Source organism: Staphylococcus sp. FSL K6-0223, from assembly GCF_038008285.1.
This window is the reverse complement of the sequence record NZ_JBBOYX010000002.1, coordinates 272,056-293,819: the sequence shown is the minus strand read 5'-3', so window position 1 is coordinate 293,819 and position 21,764 is coordinate 272,056. Positions and strand designations below refer to the sequence as shown.

The 21,764-nt window shown below is 33.1% G+C and carries 23 protein-coding genes; 6 read left to right on the top strand and 17 right to left on the bottom strand.

The window, feature by feature from the left end:
* Positions 1–6: 6 nt before the first annotated feature.
* Genes MHI13_RS12490 through MHI13_RS12480 form a run of 3 tightly spaced genes read right to left on the bottom strand, consistent with a single transcriptional unit; the run spans position 7 to position 2,003 of the window.
* A complete protein-coding gene (locus tag MHI13_RS12490) occupies positions 7–744 on the bottom strand; it encodes a pseudouridine synthase (RefSeq protein WP_002433632.1) in 738 nt (245 codons plus the stop codon).
* Complete coding sequence (gene scpB / locus MHI13_RS12485; RefSeq protein ID WP_002433908.1) at positions 737–1,279, bottom strand: SMC-Scp complex subunit ScpB; 543 nt, start codon at positions 1,277–1,279, stop codon at positions 737–739. Before scpB ends, MHI13_RS12490 begins: the two co-directional genes overlap by 8 nt.
* Complete coding sequence (locus MHI13_RS12480; protein ID WP_002433782.1) at positions 1,272–2,003, bottom strand: segregation and condensation protein A; 732 nt, start codon at positions 2,001–2,003, stop codon at positions 1,272–1,274. Before MHI13_RS12480 ends, scpB begins: the two co-directional genes overlap by 8 nt.
* A gap of 97 nt (positions 2,004–2,100) precedes the next feature.
* Between MHI13_RS12480 and MHI13_RS12475 the strand changes: the two genes are divergently transcribed.
* Positions 2,101–2,634 (top strand): DUF309 domain-containing protein, encoded by a 534-nt coding sequence (locus MHI13_RS12475; RefSeq protein WP_002433635.1) that lies wholly within the window; start codon positions 2,101–2,103, stop codon positions 2,632–2,634.
* 52 nt (positions 2,635–2,686) lie between these two features.
* Here the strand turns inward: MHI13_RS12475 and xerD are convergent, their stop codons facing one another.
* The 3 genes from xerD to MHI13_RS12460 form a co-directional block, all read right to left on the bottom strand.
* Positions 2,687–3,574 (bottom strand): site-specific tyrosine recombinase XerD, encoded by an 888-nt coding sequence (xerD, locus tag MHI13_RS12470; RefSeq protein WP_002433630.1) that lies wholly within the window; start codon positions 3,572–3,574, stop codon positions 2,687–2,689.
* Between the two features lie 88 nt (positions 3,575–3,662).
* A complete protein-coding gene (gene fur, locus MHI13_RS12465) occupies positions 3,663–4,112 on the bottom strand; it encodes a ferric iron uptake transcriptional regulator (protein ID WP_002433885.1) in 450 nt (149 codons plus the stop codon).
* Positions 4,113–4,216: 104 nt separating this feature from the next.
* Positions 4,217–4,759 (bottom strand): NUDIX domain-containing protein, encoded by a 543-nt coding sequence (locus MHI13_RS12460; protein ID WP_002433666.1) that lies wholly within the window; start codon positions 4,757–4,759, stop codon positions 4,217–4,219.
* An 82-nt stretch (positions 4,760–4,841) separates the two neighbouring features.
* On the opposite strand from MHI13_RS12460, the gene MHI13_RS12455 reads away from it, so the two are divergent.
* Positions 4,842–5,750 (top strand): aldo/keto reductase, encoded by a 909-nt coding sequence (locus tag MHI13_RS12455; protein ID WP_002433913.1) that lies wholly within the window; start codon positions 4,842–4,844, stop codon positions 5,748–5,750.
* 182 nt (positions 5,751–5,932) lie between these two features.
* Here MHI13_RS12455 and MHI13_RS12450 read toward each other — a convergent pair whose 3' ends face one another.
* Together MHI13_RS12450 and MHI13_RS12445 are read right to left on the bottom strand one after the other, a co-directional pair.
* Positions 5,933–6,175, bottom strand: a complete 243-nt coding sequence (locus MHI13_RS12450; protein WP_002433825.1) for a DUF1413 domain-containing protein — start codon at positions 6,173–6,175, stop codon at positions 5,933–5,935.
* A gap of 54 nt (positions 6,176–6,229) precedes the next feature.
* A complete protein-coding gene (locus MHI13_RS12445) occupies positions 6,230–6,985 on the bottom strand; it encodes an SDR family NAD(P)-dependent oxidoreductase (protein ID WP_002470043.1) in 756 nt (251 codons plus the stop codon).
* Positions 6,986–7,151: 166 nt separating this feature from the next.
* On the opposite strand from MHI13_RS12445, the gene proC reads away from it, so the two are divergent.
* Positions 7,152–7,967 carry a pyrroline-5-carboxylate reductase gene (gene proC, locus MHI13_RS12440; protein ID WP_002433940.1) on the top strand — a complete coding sequence of 272 codons (816 nt, stop codon included), beginning with the start codon at positions 7,152–7,154 and terminating at the stop codon, positions 7,965–7,967.
* 58 nt (positions 7,968–8,025) lie between these two features.
* Here proC and rnz read toward each other — a convergent pair whose 3' ends face one another.
* Positions 8,026–8,946: a ribonuclease Z gene (rnz, locus tag MHI13_RS12435; protein WP_064210108.1), complete on the bottom strand. Its 921-nt coding sequence runs from the start codon at positions 8,944–8,946 to the stop codon at positions 8,026–8,028.
* A 407-nt stretch (positions 8,947–9,353) separates the two neighbouring features.
* Here rnz and zwf point away from each other — a divergent pair, with 407 nt between their 5' ends.
* Both zwf and MHI13_RS12425 read left to right on the top strand, forming a co-directional pair.
* Positions 9,354–10,838 (top strand): glucose-6-phosphate dehydrogenase, encoded by a 1,485-nt coding sequence (zwf, locus tag MHI13_RS12430; RefSeq protein ID WP_002433925.1) that lies wholly within the window; start codon positions 9,354–9,356, stop codon positions 10,836–10,838.
* 255 nt (positions 10,839–11,093) lie between these two features.
* A complete protein-coding gene (locus MHI13_RS12425; RefSeq protein WP_002433855.1) occupies positions 11,094–11,969 on the top strand; it encodes an AraC family transcriptional regulator in 876 nt (291 codons plus the stop codon).
* Positions 11,970–12,073: 104 nt separating this feature from the next.
* On the opposite strand, the gene MHI13_RS12420 is transcribed toward MHI13_RS12425, so the two are convergent.
* The 3 genes from MHI13_RS12420 to MHI13_RS12410 form a co-directional block, all read right to left on the bottom strand.
* A complete protein-coding gene (locus MHI13_RS12420; protein ID WP_064210109.1) occupies positions 12,074–13,726 on the bottom strand; it encodes a glycoside hydrolase family 13 protein in 1,653 nt (550 codons plus the stop codon).
* Positions 13,727–13,938: 212 nt separating this feature from the next.
* The gene (gene gndA / locus MHI13_RS12415; protein ID WP_002433673.1) at positions 13,939–15,345 is read right to left on the bottom strand and encodes an NADP-dependent phosphogluconate dehydrogenase; all 1,407 of its coding nucleotides are present in this window, start codon (positions 15,343–15,345) and stop codon (positions 13,939–13,941) included.
* A gap of 78 nt (positions 15,346–15,423) precedes the next feature.
* Positions 15,424–16,548, bottom strand: a complete 1,125-nt coding sequence (locus MHI13_RS12410) for a M20/M25/M40 family metallo-hydrolase (protein WP_002433876.1) — start codon at positions 16,546–16,548, stop codon at positions 15,424–15,426.
* A gap of 163 nt (positions 16,549–16,711) precedes the next feature.
* On the opposite strand from MHI13_RS12410, the gene prli42 reads away from it, so the two are divergent.
* Entirely contained in the window at positions 16,712–16,807 is a 96-nt protein-coding gene (gene prli42 / locus MHI13_RS12405) for a stressosome-associated protein Prli42 (protein WP_150130644.1), read from the top strand.
* Between the two features lie 58 nt (positions 16,808–16,865).
* Here prli42 and MHI13_RS12400 read toward each other — a convergent pair whose 3' ends face one another.
* The 5 genes from MHI13_RS12400 to MHI13_RS12380 form a co-directional block, all read right to left on the bottom strand.
* On the bottom strand, positions 16,866–17,843 hold the full coding sequence (locus tag MHI13_RS12400) for an aromatic acid exporter family protein (RefSeq protein ID WP_002433624.1): 978 nt from the start codon (positions 17,841–17,843) through the stop codon (positions 16,866–16,868).
* Between the two features lie 14 nt (positions 17,844–17,857).
* Complete coding sequence (gene brxB, locus MHI13_RS12395; RefSeq protein ID WP_002433599.1) at positions 17,858–18,295, bottom strand: bacilliredoxin BrxB; 438 nt, start codon at positions 18,293–18,295, stop codon at positions 17,858–17,860.
* Between the two features lie 173 nt (positions 18,296–18,468).
* Positions 18,469–19,776 (bottom strand): dihydrolipoamide acetyltransferase family protein, encoded by a 1,308-nt coding sequence (locus MHI13_RS12390; RefSeq protein ID WP_002433792.1) that lies wholly within the window; start codon positions 19,774–19,776, stop codon positions 18,469–18,471.
* A gap of 12 nt (positions 19,777–19,788) precedes the next feature.
* Positions 19,789–20,772 (bottom strand): alpha-ketoacid dehydrogenase subunit beta, encoded by a 984-nt coding sequence (locus tag MHI13_RS12385; RefSeq protein WP_002433659.1) that lies wholly within the window; start codon positions 20,770–20,772, stop codon positions 19,789–19,791.
* Complete coding sequence (locus tag MHI13_RS12380; protein ID WP_002433946.1) at positions 20,765–21,763, bottom strand: thiamine pyrophosphate-dependent dehydrogenase E1 component subunit alpha; 999 nt, start codon at positions 21,761–21,763, stop codon at positions 20,765–20,767. The genes MHI13_RS12385 and MHI13_RS12380 overlap by 8 nt, the downstream gene beginning before the upstream one ends.
* Position 21,764: the final 1 nt, after the last annotated feature.

Below are 21,764 nucleotides of genomic sequence, written 5' to 3'. Positions count from 1 at the left end.
TTGTGTTTATTTACCATTTTCTGCTAAATGTCTTAACGTTTTCACCTCATGAGGGGTCAACACACGACCTTCTCCGGCATTTAAACCTTTCAAGTCTAAAGGACCAAATTGAATACGTGTTAATTTATTCACTTCATGACCAAAATATTCAAACATACGGCGCACTTGACGATTTCTACCTTCACTAATAGTAATTTCGACTAATGTAGTGTTTTTCTCTTTATCTTGTCTTTTTATTTTTACTTGAGCCGGTTGAGTGAAACCATCTTCTAATTCAATGCCTTGTTCTAATTCTTTAACTTGTTCTCTCATTAAATAGCCTTTTAATTTAGCAACATATTTCTTTTTAATGTGATAACGTGGATGAGTCATTAAGTTAGTGAATTCTCCGTCGTTTGTTAACAATAAAACACCTGATGTATCATAATCTAAACGTCCAACTGGATATATACGAGTTTCAATATCTTCAAAATAATCTGTCACAACTTTACGACCACGATCATCAGATACACTCGTAATAACTTGAGTAGGTTTATAAAATAAGATATACATTTTATCTTCTTGTTCTATTTTAATGCCCTCTACTTCAACTGTGTCTGAGTGAGACACTTTTGTTCCTAATTCAGTCACAACTTGTCCATTAACTTTGACTTTTCCTTCGGTTATGAGTGTTTCAGCTTTGCGTCGTGATGTATAACCACTATTCGCAATTCTTTTTTGTAGTCTCTCTAATTCTTTACTCATTTGAATCTCCTTTTTGATTAACTAAATTACTAAAGAATTCATCCATTTCAGCATCATCCTCTTCAGTCGTTGGTAATGACTCAAGACTTTCTATACCAAATACATTTAAAAATAAATCAGTGGTTATTAAATGATGACTTCTAGAATGATCGACATCTTTAGCTTCTACTAAACCTCTAGCTATAAGTGTTTTAACAGCGCCATCGGAATTAATCCCTCTTATCATTTCTATATCGCTACGAGTGAGTGGTTGATTATAAGCGATAATAGAAAGTGTCTCCATAGCTGCCTGAGATAACTTCATTTTAGATTTTTGTTCGATGAGCTGTTCAATATAAGACGATGCGTCTTTTTTCGTTGTTAAAACATATGTTGTACCAAATTTTTGGATAACCAAACCAGGAGATTGATAGGTATCGATTAACTGGTCGAGTTCATTTACATTCAACTCCAAAATTTCCAATAATTGCTTCTGCTCTAATCCTTCATCACCAGAAGTATATAATAAAGCCTCTAATATTCCTTGGTTATCCAATGTTGTAATTCACTCCTCTAATGATATCGATGTCCTCAAATTGATTGTTTTGATTAATATTGACGATACCAGATTTAGACATTTCTAATATAGCTAGAAAATGTGTTACTACTTGTTCTACTGGTTCGTGGAAAGTAAATAAACTAAAGAAATTAAATGATTCGTGCTCTTTTAGACGATTTGTAACTTGTTCGGTTGCTTGTTGAATTGTAAATGTCTCTTTTTTAATTTCTACAGATTTAGGAGTATTGAGTTCTACTCGATTTTTAACTCTTTGATAAGCTACGATGAGTTCTGTTAAATCTATAGTCTGATTTGGATCCCATGATTCATCAGTTTCCAAATGTGATAAATCAGTAGGATACTTCGTATAATAAAGTTCTCGTTGATCTTTCATATCATTAAGTATTTCAGTATATTCTTTATAGTTTTGATATTCAATTAAACGCCCTACTAAATCTTCACGGGGATCTTCTTCAATGTCATCTTCTACACTCGTTTGAGGTAGCAATAATTTACTTTTAATCATTAAAAGTTCAGAAGCCATGACTAAATATTCACTAGCAATATTAATTTCAAGTTGATTCATCGCATGAACATATTGCATATATTGCTCAGTTAAAGCTTTCATGGGAATATCATAAATATCTATTTCAAATTTCTGTATTAAATGCAATAACAAGTCTAATGGTCCGTTAAACGCATCTAGTTTTACTTCATACATCCTATCTACCTCAATCTCGTGTTGCATCTTTAGTGCATATTTCACACAAATATTATAGCATGAATACATATAACTTTTAAATTTTGGGTGGATTGCCATGGATGACGCGTTAATTCATTTCTATTATCAATTTCATAAGCATCAACATTATTTTTTATGTCATGATATTTTAGAAGAAGCTTGGAAATTAAATCCCTCTTTCTCTAAAAATGACGCGGTAGTGAGTTTAATACTATTTGCCACAGCTTGTTATCATTACCGCCGTGATAATATTAAAGGTGCTTTAAAATCATATAAAAAGTCACTGTCTGTTATTAAACAAGCAAAAGATAAAACTCAATTACATTTAAATATAGATGAGTATCAAAGCATGATTTTACATCAAATAAATTCTATTAAAGATCATCATGCATTTGTACCTGTCAAACTACCTATACACACATCATTTGAGAAAGTTATTAAACGTGTATATCAAGATTACAGTTTTACTCAATTTGTAATATCAGAGCCTTACATTGTTCATCATCATATAAAACGTGATCGAACAGAAGTTATACAAGCCCGTGAAGAAGCAAGACAATTACGTCGTTCACATACTCAACGGCCTTATAATACATTAAAAGACCAATAAACGTATGATAGCTACATTAAATCACTACGTTTATTGGTCTTTTAAATTACAATTAAGCTCTAGGATGAAATTGATTATACATTTTTCGAATTTGAGATTTTGATACATGTGTATATAATTGTGTCGTAGATATATCAGAATGGCCTAACATTTCTTGGACAGCCCTTAAATCAGCGCCATTTTCAAGTAGATGTGTAGCAAAGGAATGTCTTAACGTGTGAGGTGTTAATGTCTTGTTAATGTTCGCTTTAATACCATTCTGTTTAATCATCTTCCATATACCTTGTCGTGATAAAGGTTTACCATGCATATTAAGAAATAATACATGTGTGACAGTTTGTTTTAATAATTGAGGGCGAACTGTTTCAATGTATGTAGTTAAATACTCAATAACAGCATCACCTAAAGGAACAATACGTTCTTTATTTCCTTTACCAAAAACTCTGACAAAACCCATCATTAAATTGACATCTTCGACTTCTAATTGAATAATTTCAGAAACGCGCATACCTGTAGCATATAAAAGCTCTAACATCGTCCGATCACGATAACCATTATTCTTACTCAAATCCGGTGTTTCTAATAAATCCAAAACTTCCTGAACCTCTAATACGTCAGGTAGTTTTTTTTCGTATTTTGGCGTTTCAATTAACACTGTCGGATCTTTCGCTGCATATCTTTCTCTTAATGCGAACTGATGAAAGCTTCTAATTGTAGATATAAAACGTGCAAGTGATTTTGAGGATTGACCCAAATCTATTAAATGACCTAGACACTCTTGAATCACTTGACGATCCACGAAATCAATATGGGAAATTTTTCTTTCTTCAAGATATTCTTCATATTTTTTTAAATCCCTACGATAAGCGCCAATGGTATTACTACTCAAACCCTTCTCGATTTGAATAAAATTCAAATATTCTTCAATGATTGTATTCATATAAGCACCTCTATTGAAGCGGTGGCTTCTTTAAACTTATTAGATTGCGTTAGAATTTTTAAGTATATTTGTGAAAATAAACCCCTAATTAGCCTTTACCTTTCGCTTGGCAATCAGAACAAACGCCATGGAAAGTTAAACGATGGTCAAGTATTTTAAAGTTAAATTCATTTTCAACACGATTTTCAACTTCAGGTAGTAAATCTTCATCAATTTCATCTACCTTACCACATTCCATGCATACAAGATGATGATGGAAATGTTTAGCCCCTTCTTTACGTAAATCGAAACGAGCTACTCCGTCACCAAAGTTTATTTTATCAACGACTTTGAGTTCAGCTAACAACTCTAAGGTTCTGTATACCGTAGCTAAACCAATTTCAGGCGCTTTATCTTTCACTTTTAAATACACATCTTCAGCACTAAGATGATCTTTTTCATTCTCTATTAAAACTCTAACTGTAGCCTCTCGTTGTGGAGTTAATTTATAAGATGATTGTTGTAATTGTTGCTTCACGCGATTGAGACGTTCTTCCACGGAAGCCTCACTCCTCTACTAAGAATTATAATCATTTTAATTTAATCTATGATTCACTAAATAAAATATCAATATTCTCAATAAAAAGCAAGAGTTTACGCTAGTTATTTAGAATGATTATAATTTAATAATAGGTGCTGTAGAGCGATAATTGTTTTAGCATCCTCGAGTTCCTTGTTTTCTAACATAGATTTTACATTCTCAATAGATACCTTATGTAGTTCTACAAATTCGTCATCATCTAAATTCATTTCACCTTCAGACAACTGATCTGTAAAATAAATTGATAATTTCTCACTTGAAAAACCTGGAGATCCATACATATCTGTTACAAATTCTAGATTTGAAGCAATATATCCTGTCTCCTCTTGTAATTCACGTTTCGCAGCTTCTTCACGCTCTTCACCTTTTTCAAGTTTGCCTGCTGGTATTTCAAGCAAAGGTTTTTCAGCTGGCTTTCTAAATTGTTTAACTAATAGGACTTCGTCTTCAGGTGTTACTGCACACACTGCTACGGCACCATTATGATAAACTAATTCACGTTTAGATGTACTGCCGTCGGGTAATTCAACATCATGTAGTTCTAGGTCAATAATTTTTCCATTGTAAATGACTGTGCGGTCAATCGTTTTTTCGTTTAATCTCATATGTAAACACGTCCCTTTTATTTATATTTATAAATTGATAAACTGAATGCGTCAGTTAAAGTGTATCGAAAGGAGAATGGACATGCAAAAAAATATTTTAAAAAGTGGCATCGAAATTTCTGAACTTGGTTTGGGTTGCATGAGTTTAGGTACAGATTTTAATAAAGCGCAACCTATCATTGAAAGTGCAATCGAACAGGGTATTACATATTTTGATACTGCAGATATGTATGATCAAGGAATTAATGAGGAAATTGTAGGAAAAGCTTTAAAGAAATATCAAAATCGTGATGACATCGTAATCGGTACGAAAGTCGGCAATCGACTAACTGACGATGGAAACGTAACATGGGATCCCTCTAAGAAACACATTAAAGAAGGTGTGAAAGGATCTTTAAAACGTTTAGGACTAGACCATTTAGATTTATATCAATTGCATGGTGGAACAATTGATGATCCACTAGATGAAACTATCGGTGCTTTTGATGAATTAAAACAAGAAGGTATTATTAGAGCTTATGGTATTTCATCCATCCGTCCAAACGTTATTGATTACTATTTAAAACATAGTCAAATCGAAACTTTAATGTCTCAATTTAATTTAATAGATAATAGACCTGAAAGTCTTTTAGATACTATTCATGAGCAACAAGTTAAAGTGTTAGCGCGTGGACCAGTGTTTAAGGGATTATTAACCTCTAATAGTGTCGACGCATTAGATAAAAAGTTTAAAGATGGTATTTTTGAATATACTCGTGATGAGTTAGGTGAAACCATTGCATCAGTTAAAGAAATTGAAAGTAATTTAAGTGCCCTTTCATTTAAATATTTAACTTCTCATGATGCTCTTGGTTCAATCATCGTCGGCGCAAGTAGTGTAGAACAATTAGAAGAAAATGTGCGTAACTATTATAAGGATGTAAGTTTAGATCAAATTAAATCTGCGCGTGAACGTGTGAAGAATTTAGAATATACTCAACATCTAAAATAATGTATAAGAGAGTTTAAAATATAAAAGCTTTAAGATGATTTCAACATACTTGAAATGGTCTTAAAGCTTATTTTTGTTTACTCTGAAGCAAAAGTAGTATGAGTAGTCTCATTATAGATTTCTTGAAACCAATAAACATGTTCTTAATAAAAAGCCACCCATCTCAAAATAAGTTTCGGTCATTAAAATTGTTTGATGTAAACATGGGTCTTTTGAGTCGTCTTCGCATTCACTTCTATTCCAAGAATCTGATGTTGAATTACAAGTTGATAAAATTTTGCCTCAATATATTCAATTTCAGCATCACTAAGCGTGTTATAAAATTCAGTTCCAACTAAATATTCTAAAGTAAAACTTCTATTAATTGGTAGTCGTTTAGAATTAGCGATTGCTTTATTAATAATACCATCAATGCTACATATCATTTATAGCCCTCCCTTTTAAAAGGACTTATAGCAAGCCTGCTTCATAATTAATCACTATTCTTTGTTTTTAAATAAATTCGGTAAACAATTTTCCAGTGTTCTCGGTGCAAGTTGATATAATTTTAAAATATTATGCATCCAACCAGGTTGATTGATTTCTTTTTTATTCTTTAAAATTCCTAAAATGATGCGCTCGGCAAGTTGCTCAGCATCAATCATTATAAATTTATATTTATTAAAAAAAGCAAGTGACGGGTCTGCCTTTTTATGAAATGGTGTATCGATAGGTCCAGGATGTACTGCCATAATATGAAATTCAGGTTCTTCTAATCTCAATGCGTTAAGAACGGCAGTCAATGCAGCTTTAGAAGCTCCATAGTGTGCCGCGTTAGCTTGCGTAACAAAGGCCGCTTGACTTGAAATGCCGATAATATGTGCATGTTTTACTAACTTTGGTCGTAGAATTTGGTACATTAAATTAAAACTTACGAGATTAACGTCATATGTTTCAATGACTTCGTCTAAAGTATGGTTATTTATGGATTTAAAATAACCTAAACCTGAACTGTATATGAAACCATTGACTGGCGCTTTTATTTTTTCTGAGAGTTGGTAAATATCTTCTCGTTGTTGTAAGTCACATTGAATAACATTTATATTTTTAGAATGGCTTCTGAAATCAATTTGATTAAATTTAGAAATGTTTCTAGCTAAAACAGTGACATGAGCGCCTCTTTTAAGAAGTTGGTGAACGAGGGATAATCCAAGACCACTCGTTCCTCCTGTCACGATATAATGTTGTCCTATCATATTTAACATCCTTTTTGTACTAACAATGCATTTTATAAGGAAAATGAAGTAATATCATGCGTTTTTACGAGTTATATTACTTCTTATAGATATGTGTTACTATGTATTTATAATCTTAAGGCAATATAAATGATTAATCAAAAGAGATGAAGGTGATGTGGTTAAAATGAAACTTGTATTCTATGGTGCAGGTAATATGGCACAAGCTATTTTTACAGGAATTATTAATTCTAATAATTTAGATCCCAATGACATTTATTTAACAAATAAATCAAATGAACAAGCTCTGAAAGATTTCGCGGAAAGATTGGGAGTTAATTATAGTTATGACGATAAAGAATTATTGAAAAATGCTGACTACGTTTTTCTTGGAACGAAGCCACATGATTTTGAAGCATTAGCAGAAAGAATTAAAGATGATATTACTGATGATAATCGCTTTATTTCTATTATGGCTGGCCTATCGATTGATTATATTAGACAGCAATTAGATACGAATAACCCATTAGCACGTATTATGCCAAATACTAATGCGCAAGTGGGACATTCTGTAACAGGAATTAGCTTTTCAAATAATTTTGGACCTAAATCTAAAGATGAAGTTAATGAATTAATTAACGCATTTGGATCGGTTATAGAGGTTTCTGAAGATCATTTACATCAAGTGACTGCGATTACAGGTAGTGGTCCTGCATTTTTATATCATGTATTTGAGCAGTATGTTAAGGCAGGTACTGAACTAGGATTAGAAAGAGATCAAGTAGAAGAATCTATTCGTAATTTAATTATCGGGACAAGCAAGATGATAGAACGCTCTGATTTAAGTATGGAACAATTAAGAAAGAATATTACTTCTAAAGGTGGAACTACTCAAGCAGGCTTAGATGCCCTATCTCAATATGATATAGTATCAATGTTTGAAGACTGTTTAAGTTCTGCTGTTAATCGTAGTGTAGAATTATCAAATAAAGAATCTGAATAAATATGCTAAAACGCTTTTTCCCTTTCCCGGCTTGAAGGGTAAGGAAAAAAGCGTTTTTTTATATTCTATATGTCTCGAAATCTTTAACGAAATAAAATTGTGGAATCTGAGATTGATTGTTAATTTCTTTATAAATGGATTCTACATCTTCTAAGTTGTATCGATTGCTAATATGAGTAATAAGACTTTTACCAACATTAGCGTTCTTAATCAATTGAAAGACATCATCTATGTGGCTGTGATGATAATTGTTGGCAAGTGTCTTTTCACCTTCTATATAAGTAGCTTCGTGTACCATGACATCTGCGTTTTTAGCTAATACATATTCATTATCACAAGGTTTCGTATCTCCAAATATAGCAATGATTGGACCAGGTTTCGCTTCTCCTTTAAAGTCATCAGATTGGTACATCAAACCATTATGTTCAAATGTATCTTGTATTTTTACTTCTTGATATTTTGGACCAGGTTCTAACCCAATAGCTTTTAGAGCTTCCACATTAATTGTTCCTGGTGTGGTTGGTGCTTCTATACGATAGCCATAAGATGTAATACCATGATTTAACACTTCTGCTTGTACCGTAAAACCCTCATGATGATATGTAAATTGTTGATTAATTTCAATATATGTAATTGGGTAATTAAGATGTGATTCCGATAACTTCAAAGACGTTTCAATATAATTTTGAATTCCTTTAGGACCAATTAGAGTTAAAGGTTTATTCTCTCCGCCTTGGAAAGAGCGACTTGTAAGTAATCCAGGAAGACCAAATATATGATCGCCATGCATATGAGTAATAAAGATGTGATCAACTTTTCCTAACTTTATTGAATGATGTAGGATTTGGTGTTGCGTTCCCTCGCCAACGTCAAATAACCATACTGAATTTGAATATGGTTCTAAATTTAAAGCGATGGATTGTGTGTTTCTCTCTTTAGTCGGTAACCCTGCACTCGTACCGAAAAATGTAACTTCCATGCATGATCCTCCTCTTCTTTCATATATTCTATCATATGTCATCATATTTTCTATATGAAGAAATAAAATATAATCAATACATTGTGTTTAATCCTTATACTTGCTAATCACTTATATGTATTTGTATGGTAAAGATATATGGTTAAATAGGATATAATCATGATATGATTTTGTTAACATTAAAACAATGTACTTCATAGTGTTAGTGCTATTGGAATAATCATTTTCGAAAAAATAAATTGTGCTTAATTTCAAGCATATTTGATGACCATAAGTAATGATTATCATATAATATAATAATCTAGTATAATGATATATTTATTAAAAATGAAAGCATTGATACTAATATAAATCGGTGAGTCAATTGATATTCATCATATATCTATTTAAGAATTGAGGTTTTGATCTTGAGTACTAAAAGTAAACACATCCCTTGTTTAATAACAATATTCGGTGCCACTGGTGACCTTAGTCACAGAAAGCTATTCCCTTCTATATTTCATTTGTTCCAACAAGATAATTTAGATGAGCATATTGCTATCATTGGTATAGGTCGTCGTGATTATTCAAATGAGGAGTTTCGTGATCAAGTTAAATCATCAATTCAGAAACATGTTAAAGACACGAATAGAATTGATGAATTTATGAATCATGTCTTCTATCATAAGACGGATGTAAGTGATGAAAGAAGTTATGAATCCTTACTACAATTTAGCAATCAATTGGATAAAGAATTAGGTTTACAAGGTAATCGTTTATTCTATTTAGCGATGGCACCTCAATTCTTTGGAGTTATCTCTGATTTCTTAAAATCATCTGGCCTTACTAATACAAAAGGTTTTAAACGATTAGTGATTGAGAAACCATTTGGTAGTGATTTAAAATCAGCGGAATCATTGAATAACCAAATTAGACGTTCATTTAAAGAAGAAGAAATTTATCGTATTGATCATTATTTAGGTAAAGATATGGTGCAAAACATTGAAGTACTACGCTTTGCGAATGCCATGTTCGAACCCCTATGGAACAACAAATACATTTCTAATATTCAAGTTACGTCTTCTGAAATTTTAGGTGTTGAAGATCGTGGTGGTTATTATGAATCAAGCGGTGCTTTAAAAGATATGGTGCAAAATCACATGCTACAAATGGTTGCCTTATTAGCGATGGAAGCACCTATTAGCTTGAACAGTGAAGACATTCGTGCTGAAAAAGTTAAAGTTCTTAAATCATTACGTCAATTTAAACCTGAAGAAGTTAGAAAGAACTTCGTACGAGGTCAATATGGTAAAGGAACTATAGAAGGTAAAGAAGTTAAGTCTTATCGTGAAGAAGATCGTGTGGCTGAGGATTCTAATACACCTACATTTGTATCAGGAAAATTAACAATTGATAACTTTAGATGGGCTGGTGTTCCTTTCTACATTAGAACTGGTAAACGCATGAAATCGAAATCGATTCAAGTTGTTGTTGAATTTAAAGAGGTTCCTATGAACTTGTATTATGAAACAGATAAATTATTAGATTCTAATTTACTAGTCATTAATATTCAGCCTAATGAAGGCGTTTCGTTACATTTAAACGCTAAGAAAAATATTCAAGGCATCGATACTGAACCAGTTCAATTATCTTATGCTATGAGTGCACAAGATAAAATGAATACGGTTGATGCATATGAGAACTTGTTATTTGATTGTCTTAAAGGTGATGCTACTAACTTTACGCATTGGGAAGAATTGAAATCAACTTGGAAATTTGTAGACGCTATTCAAGATGAGTGGACTATGGTTGAACCATGCTTCCCTAACTATGAAGCGGGTACTAATGGTCCTCTTGAAAGTGATTTATTATTAAGTCGTGATGGAAATCACTGGTGGGACGATATTCATTAATTTACTGTGATAACGTAATAGATTTTTAATGATTGTTTAGAAAGTAATGTAAATTTAAGTGAATGATGGCGAACTTATTTATAGTATTGCACATAAGGTGTTCTTATCTAATGAATACTTAGCAAGCTATACCTTCAAGTCCGTTGTTGTTCACTTTTTTGATTTTAATTTTAAAATACTAAGGCTTTCAGATGTATCTTAGGTCAAAATAATGTACAATAATGATTATGATTCAAAGTAATTGGAGTGAAAGTTTTGGACGTTATCAAGCAAATACAACAGGCAATCGTATACATTGAAGATCGTCTATTAGAGCCTTTTAATTTGCAAGAACTCAGTGATTACGTTGGTCTTTCGCCATATCATTTGGAACAATCATTCAAAATGATTGTTGGTCAATCGCCAGAACAATATGCTCGCGCTCGTAGAATGACGATTGCAGCAACAGACGTCATGCACGGCGCAAGTCGTTTAATGGATGTAGCTAAAAAGTATAGATATGCTAATTCTAATGAATTTGCTAATGACTTTAGTGATTTTCATGGCATTTCACCTATCCAAGCCTCAACAAAAAAAGATGAACTTAAATTTCAAGAAAGATTATATATAAAATTGTCAACGACAGAAAGAGCTCCGTATACATACAGGCTTCAAGAAACAGAGGATATTTCGCTTGTTGGATACTCTAGGTTCATCCCTACTAAGGACTTATCTAATCCTTTTAATGTCCCTGATTTTTTAGAGGATTTACTGGTTGAGGGTCTTATTAAAGAACTTAGACGATATAATGATGTGAGTCCATATGAATTATTTGTCGTTAGTTGTCCGCTTGACCAAGGTTTAGAACTTTTCGTTGGTGTTCCTAGCGAACGTTATCCAGCTCACTTAGAAAGTAGATTCTTACCAGGACGGCACTATGCGACATTTAATTTACAAGGCGAAATTGATTACGCTACGAATGAAGCGTGGTACTATATTGAATCGAGCTTACAACTCACGTTACCTTATGAACGAAATAGTTTGTATGTTGAGGTTTATCCATTCGATATTTCATTTGACGACCCATTCACTAAAATACAATTATGGTTGCCTATTAAACAAGAAGCTTACGATTTTGATGAACTAGATTAAATTTGAAAATGACAAAAGGTAAAGTGATGTAAACTTTGAATGATACATCACTTTACCTTTTCTTTATGTGGAAGACTGTTGTTGCTCGTCTTCTCAAGTGGTGTTTAGACTTTAATGACAAACGCTTCATATGGCTGTATTTTGTCAAAGTCTATAACATGGCTACTATAGTTGTGAAGCATGACTTGCTGTTCATTTTCAATGAGATAAGGGACATTGAGTTTTGAAACTTGATCAGTAAGATTTCCTACTACAAGTACCTTCTTGCTATTCAATGTACGAGTGTATGCAAAGAGATTAGGATTGTCTTCATCCACTAAATTAAACTGTCCATAAGTGTATATTTCATCAGATTTTTTTAATTGAATTAAATCTTTATAGAATTGTAGTATTGATTGAGGATCATGGATTTGTTGTTCAACATTGATTGTTTTATAGTTAGGATTGACTGGGAACCACGGTGTGCCATTGGTAAAACCTCCGTTCGTTGATTGATCCCATTGCATAGGTGTTCTCGAATTATCACGATTTTCCATTTTATATTTATTTAAAAGCGCATTAACATCGCCACCCTGAGCTTTAACGATGTTGTATTCGTTTTTTACTGCAACGTCATTGAAGGTTTCTATACTATCAAATGGATAATTAGTCATACCTATTTCTTGCCCTTGATATATAAATGGTGTGCCTTGCTGTAAAAAGTATGTTACAGCATGACTAGTAGCAGATTCGTACCAATACTGTTTGTCATCTCCCCATGTTGATACACGACGTGGTTGGTCATGGTTTTCGATAAATAATGCATTCCAACCAACATCTTCTAAGCTTTTTTGCCAACGATTTAAAATAGTTTTGTAAGATTTTACATCAAATTTTGAATCTCCTGTACTCCATAAACCTAAGTGTTCAAATTGAAAAATCATATTAAATTTGCCTTCTTCTTCGCCAACCCATTCTTTAGCGTTATCAGGGTTTACACCATTAGCTTCACCTACTGTCATAATATCGTATTGACTTAGTGATTTATCCTTCATTTCTTGAAGCCATGGTTGGATACCAGGTTGATTCATATCAACATCAAAGGCTGGCGCATATGATTTTCCCTCTGGCAAAGGTAAATCTCCAGCTTCAAATGTCTTTTTGATATGAGTGATTGCATCAACTCTAAAGCCATCAATACCTTTATCAAACCACCAGTTCATCATTTCAAATACAGCATTGCGTACTTCTGGATTATCCCAATTCAAGTCGGGTTGTTTTTTACTAAATAAGTGGAAATAGTATTGGTTTGTTAATTCATCAAATTCCCAAGCTGATCCATTGAAGATACTCTCCCAATTGTTAGGCTCAGAACCATCCTCTTTAGGATCTTTCCAAATGTACCACTCTCTTTTAGGGTTATCCTTACTTGATTTAGACTCTATAAACCACGGATGTTCATCTGATGTATGATTTACAACTAAATCTAAGATTAATCTCATACCTTTATGATGGACTTCTTTAAGTAAACGATCAAAATCTTCCATGGTGCCAAATTCGTCCATGATAGCTCTATAGTCGCTAATATCATAACCATTATCATCATTAGGAGATTGATACATCGGGCTTAACCAAATCACGTCGATACCTAAATCTTTAAGGTAATCTAATTTTTCGATAACACCAGGCAAATCACCGATACCATCATTGTTACTATCATTGAAACTCCTAGGATACACTTGGTAAGCTACTGCTTCTTTCCACCATTTTCTGTTCATTTGGTTCACTCCTCATTCGTTATTGTCGTTTGTCTCTCTATAAAGTGGGTTGGATTGATACTTTCTTTTAATATACATTTGTAGTTTAACAATTTTATTATTCTTTGTGTGCATTTATGCAAGCGCTTGCATAGATATTGTAAATAGAGCCTCACTCCTTAAAATTAAAGTTTTGAGTGAGGCTAGTATCTTTATTTATTCAATATTGATAATTATTCTTCAACCCATTGTGTGTGGAATACACCTTCACGATCTTTACGTTCATAAGTATGTGCACCGAAGTAGTCACGTTGAGCTTGAATTAAATTTGCAGGTAAGTCTTCTGAACGATAACTATCGTAGTAGTTAATACTTGCTGAGAAACCAGGTGTAGGAACGCCATTTTGAACACCTGTTGCAACAACATCACGTAGTGCATCTTGATATTCAGTTACAATATTTTTGAAGTAAGGATCTAGTAATAAGTTTTGTAATTCTGAGTTATTATCATAAGCGTCTTTAATTTTTTGTAAGAATTGAGCACGAATGATACAACCCTCTCTCCATATCATAGCTAATTCGCCCAGTTTTAAATTCCATTCATGATCTTCACTTGCTTTACGCATTTGAGCAAAACCTTGTGCATATGAACAAATTTTACTCATATATAATGCTTTGCGAATCTTTTCTAAGAATTCTTCTTTATTACCTTCAAAAGAAGCTTTAGGACCATTCAATGTTTTAGAAGCATTAACACGTTCTTGTTTAATTGATGAAATAAAACGCGCAAATACTGATTCTGTAATAATTGTCAACGGTATACCTAATTCAAGTGCATTGATTGAAGTCCACTTACCAGTACCTTTTTGCCCTGCAGTATCAAGAATTTTTTCAACTAGTGCTTCCTTATCATCGTCTAATTTTGTAAAAATATCACCAGTGATTTCGATTAGATAACTTTCTAATTCACCAGCATTCCATTCTTTAAAGGTATTAGAAATTTCTTCATGAGACATTCCTAATAAGTCTTTCATCATCGCGTAGCTCTCTGCGATAAGTTGCATGTCAGCATATTCAATTCCATTATGAACCATTTTGACGTAATGTCCTGCGCCATTTGGCCCAATATAAGTCACACATGATGCACCATCTTTAGCTTTTGCAGCGATTGCATCAAGAATATCACTTACTTTATTATATGCGTCTTCTTGGCCACCTGGCATTAATGAAGGTCCAGTTAATGCACCTACTTCTCCACCAGACACTCCCATTCCGATGAAATTAACGCCACTTTCAGCAAGTGCTTTATTACGACGGATTGTGTCTTGATAGTTTGTGTTGCCTCCGTCGATTAATATATCATCATCATCTAGTAAAGGTAATAAGCCATCAATTGTTGCATCAGTAGCAGGTCCAGCTTTGACCATTAGTAAAATTTTACGGGGCTTTTCGAGTGAATTAACAAATTCTTCTAAAGAGTAAGTTGGGTGAATTTGTTTACCTTGTGATTCTTCAATCATTTCATCTGTTTTTTGTCTTGAGCGGTTATATACTGAAACACTATATCCTCGAGATTCAATGTTCCAAGCAAGGTTTTTACCCATTACAGCTAAACCTACTACTCCTATTTGTTGTGTCATATTACTTACCTCTCTTGTTCAAAATTTTCAATAATATTGTAACATAAAACGCATATTAACAATTACTAAAAGACTGTATTATTCGCTAACAAGTTCTATAATTTTTAAAATTTGACTTGCTAACATACATAAATCTTTAGTAGCGATACGTTCAGATGTTGTGTGGATGTTTTCATAACCTACTCCTAAAATAACTGAAGGAATTCCATATCTATTCATTATATTTCCATCAGAACCACCGCCAGCAATACAAGTATCACCTTTAAGTCCTAAAGCAACTGCGCTTGCTATTGCATATTTTGTCACGTCTTCATGATCTTCCACCTTAAATCCTGGATAACTTGTTTCTATTTCTACATGAGCTTCACCACCAAATTCTTTAGCAGTGCTCTCAAAGGTATCTTTCATATGTTGAACTTGTACTTCAATACTTTGGTCATTGTGAGATCGTGCTTCAGCTTCAAGAACAACTTCATCAGCAACAATATTCGTTGCTGAGCCACCATGGAATTTACCAATATTTGCAGTTGTTAAATCATCGATTTGGCCTAAATTCATTCTACTAATCGCTTTAGCAGCGATATTAATCGCACTAATACCTTTAGTTGGGGTACTCGCGTGAGCCGTTTTACCTTTAATGGTAGTATAAATCTTCATTTGTGTAGGGGCACCGACAACAGTTGTACCTACCTCTTTACTTGCATCAACGGCATAGCCAAAGTCTGCATCTAGTAATTGCGTATCTAATGCCTTAGCTCCCAATAAACCTGATTCTTCACCAACTGTAATGACAAATTGAATTTGTCCATGAGGTAAATTATGCTCATTTATCTGTTCGATTGTTTCGAGTATAGCAGCTAAGCCTGCTTTATCATCTGCGCCTAGAATAGTTGTACCATCAGAGTAAATGTAACCATCGTCTTTCACTTGAGGTCGTATATTTACACCAGGTACTACTGTATCCATATGACTAGTGAAATAAAGCTTTGGTATCTGTTTGTTTGATAAATTACTAGGTAAAGTACATATTAGGTTGTTAGCGCCTAATCCTTCTTGTTCTGAAGCGTTATCCTCCTTGACGATTAGCCCTAGATTTTCAAATTTTTCTTTAAGTATAGGTTGAATAGTTTGTTCATAACCTGTTTCTGAATTAATTTTTACTAATTCTAGAAAAGTATTCAATATACGTTCTTTGTTAATCATGAGTGCAAGTCCCCTTTCGTATATAAATATATTTTAACTGACTTTCAAGTTTATCAAAAATAAATTGATTGCTTTTTAGAATTAAATCATATAAGGTTACGATATATAGACGTATTTAAGTCGTTGTTAAACGATTTATATAAATATACGGAGGAATTAAGAATTGAATAATAAAGTTTTACGTATCATTATTATTGTTATGCTTGTAGCCGTAGTACTTGCATTACTACTTACAAGCTTGGCACCAGTTATGAACTAATAAATAAACCGTTACATTAAACTTATTTTGAAAAAAGTTCGATGTAACGGTTTGTTTTTCATATTTCACTATGCAATTTTAACGAACCAAATTGTGATTTGATATTTAAGTATTCTTCTAATTCATTTAATATCTGTATAACATTTGCTCGTGAATTTAATGCTTGATGTGTAGTTGGTAACGGTAATTGATCTAAGGATAGTCGAATCTCATAAAGTGAGTGAAGTCGCAATGCTGTATAATCGTTACTATTAACGTTGCTGCCTATTTCTGACATTAATTGAGATATTTTTTCAAGGATAGGGTCATCAGTAGAAATACTCTCTATAAGATGCGTCATTCTTTTTAATAACTCTACTTGTTCTTCTCTCATATCAAAGTAGTGATAGTAGGAGTTTTCATTTCTGACAAAATGATTTTTAACATCCCTAAAAGCTAAGGACTTTGCTTTCTTGATGTTCAATAGTAGTGCGTCGAATTTAATATCTAGTTGATCTTTGCGCATTGTACAAGCATGACTAAAAATAGTGAAAATATCTGTAATTTGATGTTCAATATCATTTTTATAACGTTTTAAATTTTTGTCTAAACTTGGCATCATGAGATTCATAATAAAGGCAATACCTAAACCTACTGTTAAAAGTAGTATTTCATTAATCATCAAGTGCCCATTAATTTCTTTAGCATTAAAAACATGTAATAAAATGACGCAACTCGTTATTACGCCTTCTTGAGCATTGAGAACAACTGTTAAAGGAATAAATAAAAGGACAATTAAACCTAAAACTAATGCATGTTGACCTAATAAACTAAAAATAGCTGAGCCTAAAAACAAAATTAATAAACATGAGACTAGGCGTGAAATAATAGCTTGTACAGAATGCATTTTAGTATGCTTGATACATAATACGACTAAAATCGCACTAGAAGCATAATTATCCAAACCTAGTAACTTACAAATTATGACTCCTAGCGTCATTCCTACTGCAGTTTTGAGAGTTCTAAATCCAATCTTATAAGGATTTAACTTTAACATGTGTTTTAGGCCTCTTATCTTTCTTCACAATATTTTTCGAATAAGCCTTGTAATTGGTTGATTACATCCATAACATCATGACCTTCAATTTGATGACGTTCTATCATTTCAGTAATTTTACCGTCTTTAATTAATGCAAAAGAAGGACTTGAAGGTGCATATCCTTCAAAATAATCTCTTGCTTGTTGAGTTGCTTCTTTATCTTGTCCTGCAAAAACTGTGACTAGTCGATCTGGTAATTTATCATAGTGTAATGCGTGAGAGGCTGCTGGACGTGCAATACCACCAGCACAACCACAAACTGAATTGACCATAACTAAAGAAGTGCCATCTTGTTTTAAAACACTATCTACTTCATCAGCAGTTGTTAATTGTTCATAACCTGCTTCTTCAATTTCATTACGTGCTTGTTCAACAACCCCGTTCATATATAAATCGAAATTTAAATCCATATTAGGTCACCTTTCATTTCATTGTTAATTTTAACTTCTTTTATTCTACTAATTAAAAGTATATTGTTCAACAAGCTTGATTAAGTATTCTCACTCATTTTCAAATAAAATAAACTGTCGACAATATCAATGAAGTTGTCGACAGTAATATATGGATATGTGAGATTGAAATCTTAATAGATATTTGTATTCTCAATAGAATATTGTTCAATACGTTTTTTAATATGATTCATAAATTGACCTGTTTGTAGTCCGTCAAGGATACGATGATCGATCGAAATACATAAATTAACCATACTTCTAATTGCAATCATATCATCTATAACAACAGGCTTTTTAACCACAGATTCCACTTGTAATATTGCGGCTTGAGGATGGTTAATAATTCCCATTGAAGACACTGAGCCAAATGAACCAGTATTATTTACTGTAAATGTGCCACCCTCCATATCTGCTTGAGTGAGTTGGCCATTGCGAGCTTTTGTAGCTAAGTCATTGATTTCTCTAGCAATACCCTTAATAGATTTTTCATCAGCATGTTTAATGACCGGCACATATAATTTATCTTTATCGGCTACAGCAATTGAAATATTAATATCTTTATGAATAATTATTTCATCACCTTGCCATGTGCTATTTAGTAAAGGATGTGCTTTCAAGGCATCAGCTACAGCTTTTACAAAGAATGCAAAGAATGTCAGATTATAACCTTCGTTTTGTTTAAATGTGTTTTTGTGATGATTTCTTGTTTTAACTAAATTCGTTGCATCAGCTTCTATCATCATCCAACCATGAGGAATTTCAGTAACACTTGTCACCATATTTTGAGCAATTGCTTTACGAACCCCTTTAACAGGAATTGTACTTCCTTGATTGTATGTTACACCGGACTCAGATTGACTTTGAGATTGTAAAGTTTGTTGAGATGATTGGTTGTTTTGACTCTGATTACTAGTGGAATTGCTAGTTGTATTTTCAATCATTTCAGGATTATTAATTACTTTTTCAATATCTTTTTTAGTGACACGTCCACTGAAACCTGTACCCACTACTTGAGTTAAATCGATGTTGTTTTCAGAAGCTAATTTGAAGACAACAGGTGAAAAACGACCATTATTTTTAGGTTGTAAAGATGAATCATTAGTATTTTCATTTATTTTAGATTGAGACAAATCATTTTTATGACTAGAAGATTGTTCTTCATAAGAATGATTTGCTTCTGTCTCACTATCTATATCATCTCTTTCTTCCCCTGTATCGATTTTACAAATTACTGCATCAACGCTTACTGTTTCTCCTTCATTAACTATAAGTTCGGTAACTTTACCTGAAACTGTAGAAGGTACTTCAGCGGTAACTTTATCTGTAATTACTTCACATAAAGGTTCATATTCTCCTACCTCATCGCCTACAGCAACTAACCATTGTTCTATTGTACCTTCATGAACACTTTCACCTAATTTAGGCATTTTAATTTCCAATTGATACCCTCCTTAGAATTCCGCTAATTCGCGCATTTTTTCTTGTATCTTTTCAGGACTCATCATTATTTCATTTTCTAGGACAGGTGAAAATGGCATAGATGGAACGTCGGGTGCAGCTAAACGCATAATCGGTGCATCTAGTTCAAATAAGCAATGTTCTGCTATAATTGCCGAAACCTCTGACATAACGCTACCTTCTAAATTATCTTCTGTAACGAGTAAAACCTTGCCGGTTTGTTTAGCACGATCAATAATAGTTTCTTTATCTAATGGATATACAGTTCTTAAGTCTACAACTTCAACATTAATACCGTCTTCAGCTAAAATATCAGCTGCTTGTAAACAATAATTAACCATTAAACCATAAGTGAAAACAGTGATATCATCGCCTTCTCTTTTTACATCTGCTTTTCCTAAAGGTACTGTATAGTAATCTTCTGGAACTTCTTCTTTTAAAAATCGATAAGCTTTTTTGTGTTCAAAGAATAAAACTGGATCATTAGATTCAATTGATGATAATAATAATCCTTTTGCATCATAAGGTGAAGAAGGAATTACTATTTTTAATCCTGGGGTTGAAGCGAAAATGCTTTCAATACTTTGTGAGTGATACAAACCACCATGAACACCTCCACCAAAAGGTGCTCTAATAGTTATAGGACAGCCCCAATCATTGTTAGAACGGTATCTCATCTTAGCAGCTTCACTTATTATTTGATTAGTCGCTGGTAGAATGAAATCCGCGAATTGAATTTCTGCGATAGGACGTTTACCCATCATTGCTGCGCCTATTGCAGTTCCTATAATATTTGACTCTGCAAGTGGGGTATCAATTACACGTTCTTTTCCATATTTTTCTTGTAAGCCTTGTGTAACGCCAAATACGCCACCCTTTTTACCTACATCTTCACCTAAGATGAAAGTATTTTTATTTTTTTCAAGTGCTAAATCATGAGCTTGGCGAATTGCTTCTAAATAGGATAATTTAGTCATTTTGTTGGCCCCCTTCATCATAAACGTGTGTATATGCTTCTTCGATTGAAGGATATGGAGCCTCTTCAGCGGCCTTCGTCGCTTTATTAATTAATTCTTTGTGTTCTTGTTCTAAATCAGAAAGCCATTGTTCATCTATAATCTCATTTTCAAGTAAGAAGGATTTAAATTTAATATTACAGTCTCCTTCTTTAAGACTATCACGTTCTTCTTGAGTACGATATTTATCATCGTCATCTGAAGAATGTGGTGTCATTCGAGAAGTAACAGCTTCTATTAAAGTAGCGCCTTCTCCATTTAAAGCACGATTTCGTGCTTCTTTCATAGCTTTATAAACAGCAATAGGATCATTTCCATCTACTTGTTCACCATACATACCATAACCTAAAGCACGATCAGAGAGTTTTTCAGCAGCATATTGTAATGAATCTGGTACTGATATAGCATATTTATTATTAATAATCACGCAGACAAAAGGTAAATCGTGCACACCTGCAAAGTTAAGACCTTCATGAAAGTCGCCTTGATTTGAACTTCCTTCCCCAACAGTTGCGGTAGCAATATTTTGTTTATTATCCATTTTTAATGCAAGGGCAGCACCTACTGAATGCGGAATCTGAGTTGCTACTGGAGAACTCTGAGATAAGATGCCTTTATCTTTATGACTAAAGTGAGATGGCATCTGTTTACCGCCGGAATTGATATCATCTCTTTTACCGAAAGCAGATAACATCGTGTCTAAAGGTGTTATTCCCATATAAGTAACAAATGCTAAGTCACGATAATATGGAGAAGAAATATCCCCTTCTTCCATAGCGTATGCCATACCAATTTGAGTGGCTTCCTGTCCTTGACCACTTACAACGAAAGGAATTTTACCTGCGCGGTTAAGAAGCCATAATCTCTCGTCTACCTTTCTTCCTAAGTCCATCCATTTATACATCATCTTGAGGTCTTCTTCAGTAAGGCCTGCTGACTTATAATCAATCATT